Raw genomic sequence first — 18,271 nt, 5'->3', positions numbered from 1 at the left:
GTATTTTTATGATGTGGTTTAGTTCCTTCTCAGTGAACTTGTATAGCCTCTCTGTAGTGGGTATTGGATGAGTGCACAGCCGGAGGTGGTTGGCCATTCTATTTCAAATAGGCCATTCAAAATACTTCAGTTTATGGGGGAGCTACAAGAATGTGGACACTTTATTTCAGACACAAAAAAGCCAGTTAAAGAAGTTCTCTAACTGGCTGTTTTATAACACTTAATGTGGTGGAGCTGGGGGGATTTGAACCCCCGTCCAGAAAGCGTCGACCCTCGGTCCTACATGTTTAGTATCGTCTATTGGTTAACCTTTAAATCTCGGACGAACACGATAAGTAAAGGCGAGGCCGCTTATATTTAGCCCTTCAACCCCGGCCAGGGTTTCCGTAGCGATCTTATGTAGGGTGACACTCCAAATCCAGAACCACAAGCATTTCTTGGAGGAGTGCTAGCGGGCTTATTATGCCGCTAGAGCGTAGTTATCGTCGTTTGCGATTACTTTAAATGCGGCTTTTTTACGAGGCCAACCGCCCCTCGACATGCACCTCAGGCTTCATGAATCCTGTCGAATCCTAATCAGCCCCTGAAATCTTTCATTCAGTACATAACAGTTTACTTTTAATTCTAAGTTAAGCTGTTATTTTCGGGCATTGTAGCCCTAATATATTGGCTTAGCAATAGTTTTTATGGCTTTTGTGTGACGCTCGCGGTTAGTTGCTGATTAACTAACCGCTTTGTTTGTAAAGTATCCTGAACTGTATCCGTTCATGCCATTAATGTAATGCATGCTGTTTAAACCGGCTATGCCAATCTACTTGGTTAAGTTGTGAAAGCTGCTCGTCGCTTAATATTTGTGCCAGTTGCTCGGTTTTTATTTGGTTAAGGCGCTGCATTTGTGCGGTAAAGTCTGCAAATGTGGGGTAAGCGTCGGTATCAGCAATGACATAAGCGGCTTCTACAAAGTTGTCTCGCAAAATTGAGAACACCTGCTGTTGCTGGCTTTGTGTCAATGGATTGCTTTTGGCTAAATGCTCGACCATCATGGTGGCTTTTTTGTCTGAGTCGGTGTGTAAAGTGGGTAAATACTTTTCTTGCCACTGGGTTCTGCCTGCTAAAAACTCTTTTTCTACTCTGTCTTCATCTGAAGGTGGTGCTTGGTTTGTGTTTGGCTTTTTAGTTTTAGTGATTTTTTGGTCAGTAAAAGCGTGTTGTGATTGCTCAAGTGTAAGTAGACGGCTTTGTATATCTGCTAGCTCTGCATCTAAATTTGATTCGGATGGGCTCTGCTTTTGTGATTTAAATGCTAACTGCGTCTCAAGGTTTGCGATCCGCTCGGAGAGGGCGGTTAACTCAAGCTGGGCTGCAATATTTGCGAGCAGCAAGATAAAAGTGAGTAGAATAAACAAATACTGGGTTTTGGTGTATGTCATGTTTGCTTCCTAATAGGTATCAGCCCAATTGAGCTGATACCTGAATGGGGTTATTTACCGTAGCCTTCCTCTTTTTGATAGGTATACCCACCGGAGTGTGTTGCATTAAGCATCTCAGTTACACTGGTAGTATAAAAGTGATTAATGAGTTCGCTGTGATAGCCGCGATAGATAGTTTTGGCTTGAGATCGAGTGGTATAGCCCTCAGTGCTTTCATATTCATAGCCTAAAGACTTGATATTTAATGCCTCATTGAGATCTGATGTATAAAAGTGATTGCCCCCAGGGCCTGCATTGGGGTTGTGCATACGATAAAATGCTTTATCAGCATCGTTGTCATCATAGCTGACTAAAACAACAGCAATACCCTCATAAGTAAATCCGCCTGAGTGTGTCGCGTTAAGCATGTCTGTCACATTGGTTGTATAGAAGTGATTTCCATGTTTGTAGGCTCGATATAATGTTTTGTCAGCAGCGAGAGTCGACAAGCTGGTTGTGGCTAACAGGGCGCTTAGTAATAAAGCAACTTTTTTGGTTTTTCTGTTCATCTTCATTCCTTGTATTTATCTAATTAGGGGTCAAACCTAAAACGATAATAACATTTAAAATACACTTAATAACATTAAATTTACATTTGGGTGGGGGTTGGGTATTTAAGTCATTGAAGGGTCTAGAGGTTTTAAAGTGCTTTCATTCAGTATTCAGCTAAAATTAGGTATTAATTTTAATTGTCTAGCCTGTTATGAAAACCTTTGGAGCCCATACATGATAGAAAAAAGCCAGTTTGTAGGTTGTTTTAAGGGCCTTGCTATTGGTGATGCTTTGGCGGCTTCCTATGAAGGTGGGCCGATTGAGCGTCTGCTTTGGCGCTTTTTAGGTCGAACAAAAACAGGGCAAAGAAGGTATACAGACGATACGCAAATGTCCATAGATATTGCTCAGTCTTTTTTAACCTGCAAGCACCTTGATCAAACACATTTGGCGCAAACTTTTGCCAACAGTTACCGGTGGTCTCGCGGATATGGGCCCAGTGCAGCTAACTTGCTAAAAGGCATTAAAAATGGTGGGTCATGGGAGCAGCTAAATCGGAAAAAGTTTGCAGAAGGCTCTATGGGTAATGGTGCTGCTATGCGAGCCCCCATCGCCGCGTTATGTAGTTTAAGTTGTCATGATGGGCTTAGGGATTATGTATCTAAGAGCGCTGAGATCACCCATGCTCACCCTCAAGCCATAGAGGGGGCACAGCTCATTGCACACGCAACACGCTTAGCATTGCTGGGTGTCGAGAGCATAGGTATTTTGCAGGCCTTATGTGTCAATGTGGTAGCGCCTGTTTATAAGTTTAAGCTCAGTAAATGTCTTGGCTATGTAGCTGGGGGGAAGTTACAGCCTATTCCAGTTATAAAGGCCGAACTTGGCAATGGTATGCTGGCAAGCGAGTCTTGCGTTACCGCTCTTTATTTTGCGTTTATGTATAGGCGCTTGGCATTTTCTGAAATGCTACAAGCGATTTGTGATTTAGGTGGGGATGCCGACACAATTGCAGCAATGGCGGGCGCAATATGGGGGGCCAGTAATGGTGGTCTGTCACTGATTGAATATGATAATCGAATTGAAGATTTAGCCACAATAGAACAGTTAGCAAGCAGTATTTATTTTCGTTATCAAGAGATGGGACAGTGAGTAGATTAAAGTGTCTTGAAGTTGCTTATTAACAAAGCATCAATCGCATTATTGATTTCATACCCATTGAATTTTTTGCTTTAAATATATATTCCTTTCTATTGCATCACTCCATTTAGCTATGCCATTTGTTATATTTTGCCGTGTGGTTTTGCTCGATATATGAGCGATATGGTGTGTTTTTAACTAATTTATTCGAGAAATACAGTTTCTTACAAATTTTTAGATTAATTAATGTTACTGTGCGCGCCCTGTTTCAAGTTAGCACGAATACTTAGTCATTGGTTGAAAGCTTATTTGATTCAGTACTTAGCAATATTACACTTGGGATTAATATGAAAACTAAAGTTATGGGCGCAATTTTTGCGGCGTCACTACTATCGGGTTGTGCAGCACAAACATTTAATGTAAATGGTTCTACAGGTGCTAAGCCAACGGTTCAAAAGACACAAACGTTTTTCATCAGTGGTTTAGGGCAAGAGCAAGTCATCGATGCTGCTGCTGTATGTAATGGCGCTGAAAATGTGATTAAAGTGGAAGCTCAGCATACGTTTTTAAATGGCCTAGCGAGTATGATCTCATTTGGTCTTTATACACCGCGTGATGCAAAGGTGTATTGTAAAGCTTAAGCTCTTCATTTTAGTGAGTGAGCATTTTCGTTTATAAGAGCCTTATGGCTCTTTTTTTATTTGCATATTTAATAGTAAGCTAATTAGTAAGGGGAGTATCGAGAGACAATATCTATTTGTACTGATAGAAAGTATTAAAATTGTTTTTTTAACTCGTTTTGATATTTATAGTGAGTACTAATTGCACTCTTTTAAGCAGGGAATGTGTATGAATTATTGGGTTTTTGCAGCAGGTATATTGGCATTATTGACAGCGATGATACATATTATTGCAGGTCAATTAGATCCGATCAGGCCATTTTTAAAATCTAAGTTAGACGAAGTCGTTAAAGCGACCTTATTGGCTTGTTGGCATATGATATCTTTATTATTACTTGTAAGTGCTGCATTTTTAATTTTTGCGAGTTGGCAAATGCAGCCTGATTTGCAGCTATTTGTTCAAGTCGTGGCATCCTTATATATTTGTTTCTCCATTATATTTATCACAGTTGGGGGTTATTTCTTTAAATTTCAAGCTATGTTGAAATTGCCGCAGTGGACACTTCTTTTGCCTGTTGGCTGCTTAGCGTTTTATGGTGTCTATTAACTCCTAAATACATGATAAAAAAGCCACGATAATGCAGTGGCTTTAGCAGCTTTCTAGACGATTATTGGCAATAACGGCTGTAACAAGTACCTTGCGAGCAACACGCTAATGTATTGCCAAAGCAATTAGTCCTGCCTGTATTACAACCACCTGCAACATCCGGAGTTTGCGCGTTAGGTAATTCTTGTGTGTTTTTACTTAGGTCTTTAATGCGTTTCTTATCAAGTGTTAGTTTCATAATGCTTCCTTTTATCTTATCCAAACTTGTTGAGGTATTTTCACTTTTTGTACACCTATGTACATAAAGTGAATTTGAGCATATGTGTAAAACCTAAATAACTCTAATGAAAATTTATCATGTTGTTTAGATTGATTGCTCTAAATCTTGGTTGTTTACCTGTATCATGCTTGTTGTTACTTCATTTTAAACGCTAACTTACCTAAAAAAGGTTCATGTTGTGTTTATTTCTATTGTTGCATTATGAGAAAATATAAAAGCCAATAATCAAGCCGGTGAACTTTGGTGTGTTTGAAGTACACTCATGCTTATCGAGCTACTTTTACAACAAATATGGTGAGTTCGGCTTATCTGTTTGTGGTTTTGATAATTCAAAAAGGAAGCATATGAACCTAATTTCTGCAATGCTGCTTGTGACAGCATCCGCTCAAGCTAATGCTGAACTTGCGACGCAAAAGGACGCAGTTTTAGATGGGAAAGTGATCGATGCCGTACCATTAGATAGGCCAGCAGCAATATATCCTAGATTGGCCGCTGAACGCGGTAGAGAGGGGTGGGTGCAACTAAGTTATGTCGTTAATGAGCAGGGTGAAGTAGAGTCTGCGGTGATAGAGAAGTCATCGGGAGAAGCGTCATTTGAACGCTCTGCGCTAAAGGCGGTAAAACAGTGGCAATTTAAGCCTGCGTTACAAAATAATAAACCAATAAAGCAATGTAAAAACCAAGTGCAATTGATGTATCACTTGCCAGAACCTTACCGTGGCGTGTCGCGATCGTTTTTGACGCGTTATAAAAAGATTGTTAAACGCATTGACAAAAATGAGCTCGAATCAGTACCTGAATTGTTTCAAGAGATTGAAGAGCGTAAGCTGAAAAACTTCACGGAAGATAGCTATTACTGGGTAGCCAAAGCACGCTACTTTGCTAAGAAAGATGAAAGAGAGAATGAACTTCGCGCGATCGTTCGGATCATACAGCTTGATCAAGGGTATATACCTGACGATATGTACATTGCCTATTTAACTCGAGCAATCGTATTAAATATGGAGCAAAGTAAGCTCAAGTATGCGCTATCTACCTTCGATCGTTTGTCTAAAATATCCGGTGCTGAGGCTTCAGTTGAAATGCTTGCACCCTATATAGATAAGGTTCACGCATTGATAGAAGATGACAGTAAAACGATTTGGGTGAATGGAAAAATAACCAAGTCATTATGGAGTCATCAGCTGGTTAGAAATGCATTCTCTATTTCAGATATTCAAGGCAATTTGGACACGTTAGAAGTGAGATGTGATAACCAGTTTTCAAGCTATGAGGTAAAAACAGGCTTACAGTGGAATATTCCTAAAAGCTGGCAAGGTTGCCAAGTCTACGTGTACGGAGAGCAAGGCGCATCATTTAACCTCGTTGAAACGGCCGCTGCAAAAAAGGTCTAACAGGCTTGTCTTAGTATAAAGATAAAATTATTGATAATCGGCGCGCTTAAATTATGAGCGCGCCTGGATATCCCTTATTCATAACTTGAATGCAGCTTTTCTTGCTGTGAGATTTAAATACAGCAAGTGAGGACACTTTTTATTTCCTCTAATTGGTCATACTGCGCGTTAGTAGTACTTAGGAGCGCGTTATGTCCAATCAAAATTCTATATCACTGTATTCAGTCGTCAGGTTAAGCCCAATAAAGGTGGCGATAACTTGGTTTATGGTGATAGCAGAAAATATCCTGTTAATTTTACTTCCTTTATTAATTGGTTATGCCATTGATGGTGTGCTGTCAAAAGACTTTCAGCCGTTAGTGGTCTTTGCCGCTTGTTTATTTAGTTTGGTGGTCGTGAGTGTGATACGCCGATTTTACGACACTCGCGTGTATGGGGGCATTCGCGTTAAGTTGGCCGAGACGGTTGCGCATAATTTACGTGGCGCGGATATCTCTGCCAAAAATGCACGTCTTTTGATGTCCAGAGAGCTGGTGGATTTCTTAGAAAATGATTTACCCGCATTGATGACTGCGGGGATCCAACTGGCTTCAATTGTGATCATACTCGCGACATTTCATAGCTACTTTGCCTTGAGTGTGTTAGCGGCCAGCTGTGCCATGTTGATGGTGTACGGATTTTGTCATGGCACTTTTAAACGTCTTAACGGCAAGTTGAACGACCAAACCGAGCAGCAGGTGCATATCTTAAGTCACAAGCCTTTTGCAGCTTTAAGCGCCCACCTAGAAAAACTCAAAAAGCATGAAATTGCACTTTCTGATACCGAGGCACTGGTATATGGCTTGATATTTTCACTGTTGTTTGTCTCTGTACTTGGCAATTTATGGTTGGTGAATATGTTGCCAAACCCTTCCACAGGCGACGTATTTTCGATTCTTACCTATTCACTAGAATTTGTTGATACAGCAATTATGTTGCCCGTAACACTGCAGGTATTGTCTCGCTTAGATGAAATTACACAGCGCTTAAATCGAAACGAATTGGCACTCAATGATAAGGAAGCAAGCTATGAAGTATAAAAAAATAATGGCGATATCGGCAGGGCTATTTTCGATATTTGTCGCACTGGTGATTGTTGAACAATTGGCTGTTGAAGCAAAGCCTAACGTTGTCAAAGAACCAGTGAAACAACCAGTCTCAACAGTGACCGTTGTGGCAAAGGCACATCATCCTGAAGTGACGCTCATTGGCAATACAAGGGCGCGTTTTTTGACGCAATTGAAAGTAACCAGTGATGGCCAGCTAGATTGGCTAGATACGCACTTGGAACCAGGTAACTTAATTAAAAAGCAGACGCTGTTAGCCAAATTGGATATGACGCATTTAAAGTCTGAATTAGCAGAGGCAAAAAGTCGTGTTGAGCATGCCAAACTTGAATTAGAGCGTCAGCTGCATGAGCAGTCGGTTGCATTGAGTATGCTGTCGCCGAATAATCAAAGTCCATTCGCCAAAAGAGAGCCACAAGTCGCAGCAGCAAAATCAGATTTAACACAAGCAGAGCAAGCACTTAAAAGCACTGAAAAGCGAGTGCATGAAGCAAAAGTGAGTGCACCATTTGATGCCGTTATTTTATCAAGGTTTGTGAGTCCAAATGATTGGTTAAGTGCAGGGGAGGCTTTGTTTGAAGTGGCAGCAAGCGACAGCATAGATGTGGTTGTGCCGGTGTCCGAGCCTGTTTGGCAAATGCTACAAGGCAAGCTTAAAGATAAAAAAATAACAATGCATGTCACAGATCGTGCTAATAAACGCTGGCCTGCCTCGCTCAGGTATATTGCGCCCAATTTGGACGTAACCACTCGGCAGCGCCGAGTCGTTCTGCAAGTTACTAATCCTTATGAACAGCCTGCTCCGCTTTTGCCAAATCAACCAGTGCAGGTGAGCATGGCATTTTCAGAGCCTGTTTTATCTTATCAAGTGCCGCAAAGCGCGGTGACGCGAGACGGGTATATTTGGACGCTAGGTATTGATAATACTTTACAAAAAGAAGCCATTGAGGTGCTTTCTAAAAGCTCAGATGCTGTGCATATTCGCTTTGAAAAAAGCAGTGAGAATGCCAAGCAAGTGGTTGTTTATCCTTTACTTAGCATGATAGCTGGTACACATGTTGAGCCGATATCACAGGATATGCAACTAGCAGACAACACAGGAGCAGGGGAGGTGTCTGATGAACTGGCTCACTAAATGGTTTATTGATAATACGGTTGCAGCAAATTTGTTGATGTTTGCCATTATAGCCAGTGGCGTTTTAGCACTTGGGCAACTGCGGGTTGAGTCTTTTCCGCAAATCCCGGCTTCGACGATTTCAGTGTCTGTGTCGTATCCAGGTGGCAGTGCCGAGCAAATTGATGCGGGGATCACCCAGCGCGTTGAAGAGGCCATTAGCGGTATCGCTGGTGTGAAACAAGTGGTGAGTGAGTCCAGTGCAGGGAGCTCAACGGTGAGCATTCGTAAAACACCTGATACGGATATTGAACAGCTATTGAGTGAAGTGCGTAATCGGGTTAATGCCATTGTGGGGTTTCCGACACTGGCAGAAAGACCGATTGTTAGTAAAGACGAGTTTACTAATTTAGCGGCGTTTGTGATTGTCTCTGCACCCAGAGCTAATGCGGATTTACAGCCAATTGCCAGACAAGTCGAAGTGGCATTGAAAAAACACTCAGATATTTCATCTGTCGATAACTGGGGCAGTCGCAGTCCGCAATTGGTGATTGAACCAGATCCAATAAAACTTGCTCAGCTTGGCTTGTCACTTGAAAGCGTGGCGGTGGCGATAGAGCAGGCTTCTTTAGAAACCAGAACCGGAGAACTTGAAAACAAAAGTGGCCGCTTATTGCTGCGTGGTGATGGCTATGCCGATAGCACTGAACTATTAAAACATATCCCCGTTGTGGCGACTGCGCAGGGTACGGTTAAATTATCTGATATCGCGCAGGTATATCGCGACTTTGCCCAAACCAGTTCTATTGTGCGTAACAACGGAGAAAATGCCATTGCGCTGCTGGTCAGTACCAGTCAGTCAGATAACTTACTGCATGTGAGCAAAGCGGTTAATGACACGCTTGAACAAATGCGCAAACACCTACCAGCTGATGTGCAGCTAAGTACCATGGCTGATATGGCTCCGTATATAGAAGATCAATTATTTAGATTAGGTCACAACGCATGGCAAGGGCTGCTCATTGTGATTGTATTACTTGGTATTTTTTTAGACTTAAAATTGGCATTTTGGGTATCTGCGGGTATTCCAGTCGCGCTGTTTGGTACTTTGGGTGCATTGCAGCTGACTGATCACAGTATTAATGACATTACCTTATTTGGCTTTATTTTAGTCTTGGGTATTTTAGTCGATGATGCGGTGGTTGTCGGAGAAGCCATTCATGAAAAGCGGGGAGTACACAAAAACAGTCAACTTGCTGCATTTAAAGGCGTACAATCAGTGTCGGTGGCGACCATATTTGGCGCTTTGACAACCATCGCTGCGTTTTCTCCTATGCTTTGGATAAATAATGATTTGGCCAAGCTACTAGCAGGCTTTTCAGTGGTGGTTATCCTCGCTTTGCTGTTTTCACTGATAGAGAGCAAGTTTATTTTACCTGCTCACCTGAGCACTTCGTCCACGCGTCAATCCAAAAACGGGTCGTTGGTTAGTTGGGTGCAAATGCAAGCTCAGAGCTTTTTACTTACCTTAAAAACCAAGGCTTACCAACCAGCCCTTGGCTTTGCAATGAAATATAAAGTAGCCAGTTTATTGTTCTTCTGTGCGTTTATTACATTAGCCTATGGTATGTGGTCCACAGGGACGATCCGAAGCGCGGTTTTTCCAGAGATCCCTGGGCGTTACATTACCGCTAAGGTGTCATTGCAAGATGGCGCGCCTTTACCACTGCAAGCGAACGCGTTAAACCAATTAGAGCGCGCTGCGACGCAAATATCAGATGTCATTCAAGCAGAGCACAAACTGGAGAAAGCGCCATTTGTGAATGCATTGGCTTGGTCTGATGGCTATGGTGATATTGAAATTACTTTGGAGCTTTCAAATGAAGCGCTCAGTGCAGTCCCCAGTCATGAGTTAACCGATAGCTGGCGTTTGCAAACTGGTGCCATCGAGGGGGCCGATTCAGTGCAATTTTCGGCATCGGAAGCACCTGCAGGTGGGACGTTTGTATCGATTATTGCGCCTGAAAAAGCGCAAGCTCAGCAAGTGAGTGCACTGTTATCAGATGCATTGGCTTTGCAGTTGGGCGTATCAGATATTTATGACGACGCCAGTGGCGGGCAGTGGCAAGTACGTATCAAGTTAAATGATTATGGTCAGCAATTAGGACTTACTCAGCATCACATTGCTCAATTTACCGGAGATGCATTTGGGCATAGGGAAATACACCGATTGCTAGATCAAGGCCAAGAGAGCAAAGTCATAGTGCGTTATGCGCAGCAAGAGCGGCAAAGTATCGAGCAGTTAAAGCACAGCATATTGACACTAGAATCAGGACATAGCGTGCGATTAGCAGATATCGCCACGCTGAGTTTTGAGCAAGTGCCAGAGACGATTTATCGACGAGAGGGCGAGGAAGTCGTCAATGTATATTGGAAGCAAAACAGACATATCCAATCGCCAGAAGAGGTGATGGCAAATTTACAATCAGAGATCAGTCATCTGGAGCAAGCGTATCCAAGTGTAAAAATAAAAGCAGGTGGAGAGTTCGAAGAGATATCAGAGGTGTCTAAAGGGTTTAAATCTGCCATGTGGATGACGGTGATCCTCATTTATATTTTGTTGGCAATTCCGCTTAAATCTTATTGGCAGCCTTTGATCATTATGGCGGTGATCCCGTTTGGTTTTGCTGGGGCTATTTTTGGGCATTACATTATGGACCTGCCAATTAGTTTATTGTCGATGTTTGGCATGATGGCGATGACGGGTATAGTGATCAATGACTCATTGGTATTGATCACCCGCTTTAACCATTTATACCGAACTGGCACACCATTGAATGAGGCTTTAATTCAAGTTGGGTTAAGTCGTTTTCGAGCTATCTTTCTTACCACAGTGACGACGGTATGTGGTTTGCTGCCACTGCTATTTGAACAAGCGGAGCAGGCGCAATATTTAAAACCAGCGGCGGTGTCATTGATTTTTGGCGAGTTGTTTGCAACCTTGGTGACCTTGATATTGATCCCGATATTACTTGGGCTGTTTTGTCGCAAACAACCTACAGTGCAGGTGACTGGGTTATTGCAGCAAGGTACCTAGTTACAATTGCTTACACGGTGAGATTTGCTTTTCCTTGAAGAGCGCGAGATAGTTGCGGCATTCGTCACAATTATCTCGCTTATGTCTGATCAAAAACCAACGCCGTTTGTATTAGTGCCTGAGTATGCGTTGCTCGACGCTTTGCCTGAAAACGTGCAAACTCGTTTTGCTACTGCTTTGACGTTAATGCATGAAGACTTATCCTCCGGGTTAAGTTGGGAGCAAATCGCGACACAAAGTGCCATTTCTCCTTTTCATTTTCACCGTCAATTTACTGAGTTATTTAATGAAACGCCGGGGCAATATTTGAGTCGTTTACGCTTGCAATATGTGGTGCATTTCCTCTTTGCTGAGCAAGATTATAAGGTTATTGATATTGCTCATGAGTGTGGGTTTTCGTCATCTCAGTCTCTGGGTAAAGCGCTTAAAAAAGCCATCGGATTAACCGCAAAACAAGTGAGGGCGCTTGGCGTCAGTGGCACCCCTCGTCAAACGGCTGAAATCATTGGCAAGCTTGCTCACCCCGCTGAGCAGGGCACGATTGAAAACAAGCTAGCAGCTAAGCTGCCTTGTGAACTGGTGTGGTATCCGCAAAGGGGAATGAAGTATTTGCCGCATGTGAGCAATGACTGGGATACGATTTTTGATACTTTTGGTGAGAAGTCGACGCGGATCATGGCGACGACGTCAATCAACCAATTAGAAAAGAGCTGGCAAGATATCGAAACCCACATTGGTGATTGGCAAGCCTCTGCATCTGAGCACACTCGAACCGTGGCTGAAGGGCACTATTTTTGCTGTGATGTGTATGTAGTGTCAGATGCGGGATACAGCGCTGCGCTGGAGCAGCTATTTAATATCATCGAGTCTCAAGGCTATCAATTGGATGAAAAGGGGTATTTGGTTGAAATCATTCGTGATATCGAAATGACAGACACAGGTGGGGTAACGTTTTCATTTCAAGTACCTGTAAAGGTGTAAAGGTGTAAAGCTGCAAAGCGATAACTGATAACGATTGAGTAAAGGGCGCAATGCAAGTAACATGGCGAAAACTTTAAAATAATAAAATTATTATGAGACAAAGCCTTAGAGATAAAATCATTCAAGTGTGTGAACAGAAAATTGAGAAAAAAGGAGAGGGCGTCGGGGTATCATTTTATGCTTTCTTTGCGAACAAAAATAGCGATCCCGAGCTATTGATGGAAGCGGCAACATGGTGGATCCAAACGCACCAATTAGATCATTTTGAAAAAGCACTGAAAATAAAAGAGATGGTGCAGCAGGGCCTCTAATATGCCCTCAGTTAATTTGGTGATTTAAGTGCTCTTTTAGGGTACTTGGTTAAGTCTAAGTATGAATTTCACCCAGAACTCTGTTGTTTGGTAGATAAAAGCCAACTTTATTTACTGATATTTGCAATTAACCCAAGACTAATGGCACGAAAAAGAAGATAATTGCACAGTTAAGATAATTTTTTGCTGTTGGGGCGCGTTTCCGAGCAGCTGCACAAAACTGTGGAAGAATTCAATGGAAATTAAAGTTAATTTTCTCGACAACCTTAGACTTGAAGCTAAGTTTGACGATTTTAGTGTCATTGCCGATCAGCCGATCCGTTATAAAGGTGATGGTTCTGCACCGAGCCCATTCGATTATTTCTTAGCTTCATCAGCACTTTGTGCGGCTTACTTCGTGAAGGTTTACTGCGTATCTCGTGATATCCCTACAGACGGCATTCGCGTATCGCAAAACAACATTGTTGACCCAGAAAACCGCTACAACCAAATCTTTAAGATCCAAGTTGAGCTTCCTGAGAGCATTTCTGAAAAAGACAGAAAGGGTATCCTACGTTCAATCGACCGTTGTACGGTGAAAAAGGTCATTCAAACGGGCCCTGATTTTCAAATTGAAGATGTTGAAAGCCTAGATGATGATGCGCAAGCTATGTTGATGGTGAACCCTGAGCAAGATGCTAATACATTCATTCTTGGTAAAGATCTGCCATTAGAGCAAACGATTGCCAATATGACGGGTATTCTGTCTGATTTGGGTATGAAGATTGAAGTGGCGTCATGGCGAAATATCGTACCAAATGTGTGGTCACTGCATATCAGAGATGCGGCGTCGCAAATGTGTTTCACCAACGGTAAAGGTGCAACGAAAGAAAGCGCACTTTGCTCTGCTCTGGGTGAATTTATCGAGCGTTTGAACTGCAACTTCTTCTACAATGACCAATTTTTCGGTGAAGAAATCGCAAACAGCGACTTTGTACACTATCCAAATGAAAAGTGGTTTAAGCCGGGTCCAAACGATGAATTACCGAGCGAGATTTTGGACGAATACACGCGCGATGTATATGACGCAGAGGGCGAATTGAAGGGCTCAAACCTGATAGATACAAACTCTGGTAATGTTGAGCGTGGTATTTGCTCAATTCCATATACGCGTCACTCAGATGGTGAAACGGTTTACTTCCCGTCAAACCTTATTGAAAACATGTTCTTAAGTAACGGCATGAGTGCGGGCAACAACATGGCAGAAGCCAAGGTACAGTGTTTGTCTGAAATCTTTGAGCGTGCAGTTAAAAAGCAAATTATAGAACAAGAAATTGTATTACCAGATGTACCTGAAGAGGTGCTTGCTAAATACCCAGGTATCGTAGACGGTATCAAGGGGCTTGAAGCGCAAGGCTTCCCAGTAGTGGTCAAAGATGCGTCATTAGGCGGTCAGTTCCCAGTGATGTGTGTGACGCTGATGAATCCAAAAACAGGGGGCGTATTTGCGTCATTTGGTGCACATCCAAGTTTAGAAGTTGCGTTGGAGCGCAGTTTAACTGAGCTACTGCAAGGTCGCAGTTTCGAGGGCTTAAACGATGTACCTCGTCCAACTTTTAACAGCATGGCAGTCTCTGAGCCAGAAAACTTTGTTGAGCACTTTATTGATTCAACCGGTGTGATCTCATGGCGCTTCTTTAGTGCGAAGAAAGACTATGACTTTGTTGAGTGGGATTTCTCTGGCACAAACGAAGAAGAGTGCGACAAGCTATTCGGTATTTTAAAAGATCTTGGTAAAGAAGCATATATTGCTGAGTTTACAGACTTAGGTGTGGCTTGCCGTATTCTTGTACCGGGCTATTCAGAAGTATATCCAGCTGAAGATCTTATTTGGGATAACACCAATAAAGCACTGCAGTACCGTGAAGATATTCTTAACTTACACAGACTGTCTGATGAAGAGTTGGCGGATCTGGTGAATCGTTTAGAAGAGAGCCAGCTAGATAACTACACAGATATTATCACCTTGATCGGTATTGAGTTTGACGAAAATACAGTCTGGGGTCAGCTAACCATCCTAGAGCTGAAATTGCTGATTTACTTGGCGTTAGGTGACTTAGAAGAAACTATGGACTTGGTTGAGTCTTTCCTTCAATACAACGACAACACAGTTGAGCGTGGACTCTTCTATCAAGCGATGCACACAGTGCTTGAAATCGCCCTAGATGAAGAGCTAGAGATTGAAGACTATATTCATAACCTGACTCGCATGTTTGGACAGGAAAACATGGACAATGTGATTGGCTCAATCAATGGTGACGTGAAGTTTTACGGCTTAACAGAGACAAACACGCAGTTAGAAGGTCTAGATAAGCACCTTAAACTGATTGAAAGCTATACCAAGCTGCACAAAGCGCGTGCAGCCATCGCAGCGAATAAATAAGCTAAATATTAAAAAGCCCTAACTCAGTTTAGGGCTTTTACATCTCACCTTTAACCATAATCTTATCTCCTTTTATTTAGTATTGGCTTGTGCTTTTACACTGACCATTTCATCTATTACGATGGCTGTTCCCTTTACCTAGTCAACTGATTAAGATAGACAGTATATTGAAGTTTACAGATTAAAAGGGATGTGAATGATTAAGCCAAAGCCGTTACAAAAAGGCAGTAATATTGCCATCTTGGCACCATCCGCTGGGCTGTCTTGCGTTTTTCCGCATATCTATCAAATGGGAATTAAAAACCTCACTGAAATGGGGTTTAATATCCTTGAGTACCCGACGACTAAAATGAGTGCTAATGACGTTTTTGAGAACCCAAAAGCCCGAGCGGAAGATATTAATCACGCCTTTGCAGATGATAATGTGCACGGCATTATTTCATTGATTGGTGGAGAAGACGCTGCGCGTATACTGAAGTATTTAGACCCTGAAATTATTCAAGCGAATCCCAAGTTATTTATGGGTTACTCTGACTTTTCTGCGGTGTCAGTGTTTTTGAATCAGTTAGGCTTAGTAACATTTAATGGGCCGTCCGTTATGGCGGGATTTGCTCAGCTGCACAATCTGTCTGACGAGTATCGAGCGTACGTTAAAGCGTTTTTGTATGGTGAACTTGTGGACGCAATCTTGCCAACGTTTTCGCATTTTTATGACGGGTATCCAGATTGGTCAGACGCTTCAACAGCTGGTCAACTAAACCCGATACAAAAGAATGTTGGGCCAAGGTTTTTTGGTGGTAATTTGGCTGATACAGACAAAGTGTCTGGGCTGCTCTTTGGTGGCTGTATTGAAGTACTCGAAATGTTAAAAGGTACGCAGTTTTGGCCTGCTGCTGATTTTTGGCAAGGCAAAGTGTTATTTCTAGAGACCTCCCAAGAGAAACCTTCCCTTGACTATGTGAAATACTGGTTGCGCAATTATGGTGTGATGGGCGTATTTGAACAATTATCTGGGTTATTGGTCGGTCGTGCTCGGGATTACAATGCAGATGAAAAAGCACAGTTGGATGAGGTGATTATGTCTGTTGTTCGAGAAGAGTTTGAGTGCCATAGCTTGCCGATTGTCACCAATTTGGACTTTGGACATACAGATCCTCAGGTGATTTTACCGCTGGGTTGTGATTTACAGATTGATGTAAAAGCCAAGCAAATTAAATTATTGGGAAGTGCGTTTAATTCTTAAATCGTACTTCACTAACCGTAGTAAAATAGTCTAAATTAGCTGCATGTAACTTATTTGTCATTTTTCAAGGTTATAAGGCGGCAAGGATGAATACGGCAAACTATTGTCAGCAGAATATATTGGTGATCCCACAGGCATTAGGGGCACTTTCTGATGTGTGCAAGCTGGCTGCATTGAACGGCTCGGCTATTTATAGCAAAGACTTAGAGCAGAACTTACTTGATATCGAGTTTTATACTAACCAGCTTTGCTTAGTCTATGTGGAGGCTGGCGCAGAGACACTCACCTGTTGGGATAATCAAGCTATTGAGCTCAGTAGTGGGCAGTCAGTTTTGCTCTGTCAGGGGCAAAACTTGCACTCTGATTTTGTACACAGTGCGCAAAATTTAAAGGCTTGGTTGGTGTTTTTTGATAGGAGCATTATCGAGCAGTTTATATTTTCTAATCAGCTCATGATGCCAAAAGGGCAGAAGCAAATTAATCCTTCAGTACACATGGAGCATAGTTTGATCAGTGGCTATTTTGAACAGCTGAGCATGTGTGTAGATGAGGGGATAGATATCACGCCTATATTAAATCTTAAACTCACTGAGCTATTGCACCTATTGCTACACGTACTGGGCGATGAGCTAGTCTCGATTTTGAATATTGCCGATCATTCTCTACCAGCGAGAAGAAACCTCAAGAGGTTACTGGAGAATAAAGCAGTGTTAAAGTTTTCAGTTGCAGATATCGCGAAACTATCTGGCCGCAGTGTTTCTGGCTTTCAAAGAGATTTTAAACAGTTGTTTAACGAGCCGCCTAAGCAATGGCTCATCAAGCAACGGGTGATGTATGCAAAAACATTGGTTGAGCAAGGGAATTTATCCATCACAGATATCGCATTAGAAGTAGGGTACACCAATATTTCTCACTTTATTAAAGCGTATAAAAGCCAGTTTGGTGAAACGCCAAAGCAAGATGGTATTAAGTTTTAACCGAAAAAGTCGGCTTTGACCGAAAAACGGCATTTTTTTGTGTTAGCAGCATTCAATAATTTCGTCATAGATATACTCACAACCACTTTCATAAATCGGAGCGAGTATGTCTATAAAAGTAGTGATAGAGTGTAACCTGACACAGGGTAAAACTGGTGAATTAGACACGTTTTTATTGGCCAATGTACCTACTGTACGAGGTTTTTTGGGGTGTGAGCGAGTCAGCATCAGTTTTGATGAGCAAAGCGCTGTGATGGTAATTGATGAAGACTGGCAAAGTGTTTCTCATCATCAAAAATACATGCAATTCATTAGTGATAACGGCGTCTTAGAGCAGCTTAAATCGTTTATGTCGGTTCCGCCAACGATTAGATATCTTCAGCTAAGTCATTACTGAGGTAATTTTCAATTAATATTTTATAAAATAGTGCTTAATTTATCCTCGTAATTAGGATAAATTAAGCACTGATGAATAATAAAAAAATATCTAAATACCTAAGTCTAGTTTTACGACATAAGCCGGGGCTAGCAAATCTTCAATTAAATAATCAAGGCTGGGCCTTAATCGATGATTTAATCAATAACTCTCATGAACACGCTTTATCTCTAGAACTTATTCAATCGATTGTTGATGCTAATGATAAACAGCGCTTTGCCATCAGCGAAGATGGCAAAATGATACGCGCTAACCAAGGGCACTCGATTGATGTTGATCTGGCATTAGAAGCCACCATACCTCCTGATATCTTATTTCATGGCACTGCAAGTCGATTTATTGAGTCAATAAAAGAGACCGGCTTGATAAAAGGTCAAAGGCACCATGTGCATTTGACAGAGTCGAAAGACTCGGCAATGAAAGTCGGTAGGCGTTACGGCAAGGCAATTTTACTGGGCATTGATACCAAAGCAATGCATATACAAGGTGTAAAATTTTACAAAACGCAAAATCAAGTCTGGTTGGTTGAACATGTACCACCAGAAAAACTACATTTTGATCTATAACAACACAGTAAGGAAG

General features: G+C 42.0%; 17 protein-coding genes and 1 other RNA gene. 14 read left to right on the top strand and 4 right to left on the bottom strand.

Annotated features, from left to right (window positions below; genetic code table 11):
- Positions 1-226: 226 nt before the first annotated feature.
- The 3 genes from ssrA to AC2CZC_RS19705 all read right to left on the bottom strand — a co-directional run bounded on the left by ssrA (position 227) and on the right by AC2CZC_RS19705 (position 1,978).
- Positions 227-584: a transfer-messenger RNA gene (gene ssrA, locus AC2CZC_RS19715) on the bottom strand.
- A 189-nt stretch (positions 585-773) separates the two neighbouring features.
- A complete protein-coding gene (locus tag AC2CZC_RS19710) occupies positions 774-1,430 on the bottom strand; it encodes a hypothetical protein (RefSeq protein WP_211036019.1) in 657 nt (218 codons plus the stop codon).
- A 50-nt stretch (positions 1,431-1,480) separates the two neighbouring features.
- Positions 1,481-1,978 carry a hypothetical protein gene (locus AC2CZC_RS19705; protein ID WP_211036017.1) on the bottom strand — a complete coding sequence of 166 codons (498 nt, stop codon included), beginning with the start codon at positions 1,976-1,978 and terminating at the stop codon, positions 1,481-1,483.
- A gap of 217 nt (positions 1,979-2,195) precedes the next feature.
- Between AC2CZC_RS19705 and AC2CZC_RS19700 the strand changes: the two genes are divergently transcribed.
- The 3 genes from AC2CZC_RS19700 to AC2CZC_RS19690 all read left to right on the top strand — a co-directional run bounded on the left by AC2CZC_RS19700 (position 2,196) and on the right by AC2CZC_RS19690 (position 4,328).
- Positions 2,196-3,113, top strand: a complete 918-nt coding sequence (locus tag AC2CZC_RS19700) for an ADP-ribosylglycohydrolase family protein (protein WP_211036015.1) — start codon at positions 2,196-2,198, stop codon at positions 3,111-3,113.
- A 335-nt stretch (positions 3,114-3,448) separates the two neighbouring features.
- Positions 3,449-3,742: a Bor family protein gene (locus AC2CZC_RS19695; RefSeq protein ID WP_211036013.1), complete on the top strand. Its 294-nt coding sequence runs from the start codon at positions 3,449-3,451 to the stop codon at positions 3,740-3,742.
- Positions 3,743-3,950: 208 nt separating this feature from the next.
- Positions 3,951-4,328 carry a hypothetical protein gene (locus AC2CZC_RS19690; protein ID WP_211036004.1) on the top strand — a complete coding sequence of 126 codons (378 nt, stop codon included), beginning with the start codon at positions 3,951-3,953 and terminating at the stop codon, positions 4,326-4,328.
- A gap of 61 nt (positions 4,329-4,389) precedes the next feature.
- Here the strand turns inward: AC2CZC_RS19690 and AC2CZC_RS19685 are convergent, their stop codons facing one another.
- Positions 4,390-4,566: a hypothetical protein gene (locus AC2CZC_RS19685; RefSeq protein WP_155731964.1), complete on the bottom strand. Its 177-nt coding sequence runs from the start codon at positions 4,564-4,566 to the stop codon at positions 4,390-4,392.
- 386 nt (positions 4,567-4,952) lie between these two features.
- Here AC2CZC_RS19685 and AC2CZC_RS19680 point away from each other — a divergent pair, with 386 nt between their 5' ends.
- From AC2CZC_RS19680 to AC2CZC_RS19630, 11 genes are all read left to right on the top strand, one after another.
- Entirely contained in the window at positions 4,953-6,002 is a 1,050-nt protein-coding gene (locus tag AC2CZC_RS19680; RefSeq protein WP_211036002.1) for an energy transducer TonB, read from the top strand.
- Positions 6,003-6,193: 191 nt separating this feature from the next.
- Positions 6,194-7,081 carry an ABC transporter six-transmembrane domain-containing protein gene (locus tag AC2CZC_RS19675; protein ID WP_211036000.1) on the top strand — a complete coding sequence of 296 codons (888 nt, stop codon included), beginning with the start codon at positions 6,194-6,196 and terminating at the stop codon, positions 7,079-7,081.
- Positions 7,071-8,243 (top strand): efflux RND transporter periplasmic adaptor subunit, encoded by a 1,173-nt coding sequence (locus AC2CZC_RS19670; RefSeq protein WP_211035998.1) that lies wholly within the window; start codon positions 7,071-7,073, stop codon positions 8,241-8,243. The genes AC2CZC_RS19675 and AC2CZC_RS19670 overlap by 11 nt, the downstream gene beginning before the upstream one ends.
- Complete coding sequence (locus AC2CZC_RS19665) at positions 8,227-11,319, top strand: efflux RND transporter permease subunit (protein ID WP_211035996.1); 3,093 nt, start codon at positions 8,227-8,229, stop codon at positions 11,317-11,319. Before AC2CZC_RS19670 ends, AC2CZC_RS19665 begins: the two co-directional genes overlap by 17 nt.
- A gap of 81 nt (positions 11,320-11,400) precedes the next feature.
- Positions 11,401-12,300 carry a helix-turn-helix transcriptional regulator gene (locus AC2CZC_RS19660; RefSeq protein ID WP_211035994.1) on the top strand — a complete coding sequence of 300 codons (900 nt, stop codon included), beginning with the start codon at positions 11,401-11,403 and terminating at the stop codon, positions 12,298-12,300.
- Between the two features lie 92 nt (positions 12,301-12,392).
- A complete protein-coding gene (locus AC2CZC_RS19655; protein ID WP_211035992.1) occupies positions 12,393-12,611 on the top strand; it encodes a DUF6500 family protein in 219 nt (72 codons plus the stop codon).
- Positions 12,612-12,846: 235 nt separating this feature from the next.
- Positions 12,847-15,033 carry an OsmC domain/YcaO domain-containing protein gene (locus AC2CZC_RS19650; RefSeq protein WP_063363021.1) on the top strand — a complete coding sequence of 729 codons (2,187 nt, stop codon included), beginning with the start codon at positions 12,847-12,849 and terminating at the stop codon, positions 15,031-15,033.
- Between the two features lie 196 nt (positions 15,034-15,229).
- Positions 15,230-16,276, top strand: coding sequence for a S66 family peptidase (locus AC2CZC_RS19645; protein WP_484583084.1), 1,047 nt, complete (start codon positions 15,230-15,232; stop codon positions 16,274-16,276).
- Between the two features lie 86 nt (positions 16,277-16,362).
- Positions 16,363-17,253 carry a helix-turn-helix domain-containing protein gene (locus AC2CZC_RS19640; RefSeq protein WP_211035987.1) on the top strand — a complete coding sequence of 297 codons (891 nt, stop codon included), beginning with the start codon at positions 16,363-16,365 and terminating at the stop codon, positions 17,251-17,253.
- A gap of 106 nt (positions 17,254-17,359) precedes the next feature.
- Positions 17,360-17,650 (top strand): hypothetical protein, encoded by a 291-nt coding sequence (locus tag AC2CZC_RS19635; protein ID WP_211035978.1) that lies wholly within the window; start codon positions 17,360-17,362, stop codon positions 17,648-17,650.
- A 71-nt stretch (positions 17,651-17,721) separates the two neighbouring features.
- Positions 17,722-18,255: an RNA 2'-phosphotransferase gene (locus AC2CZC_RS19630; RefSeq protein WP_211035976.1), complete on the top strand. Its 534-nt coding sequence runs from the start codon at positions 17,722-17,724 to the stop codon at positions 18,253-18,255.
- Positions 18,256-18,271 lie beyond the last annotated feature (16 nt).

It is taken from the genome of Pseudoalteromonas sp. MMG033 (assembly GCF_057197785.1).
The sequence above is the reverse complement of the archived record's forward strand: the minus strand, read 5'-3'. Positions and strand labels throughout refer to the sequence as shown.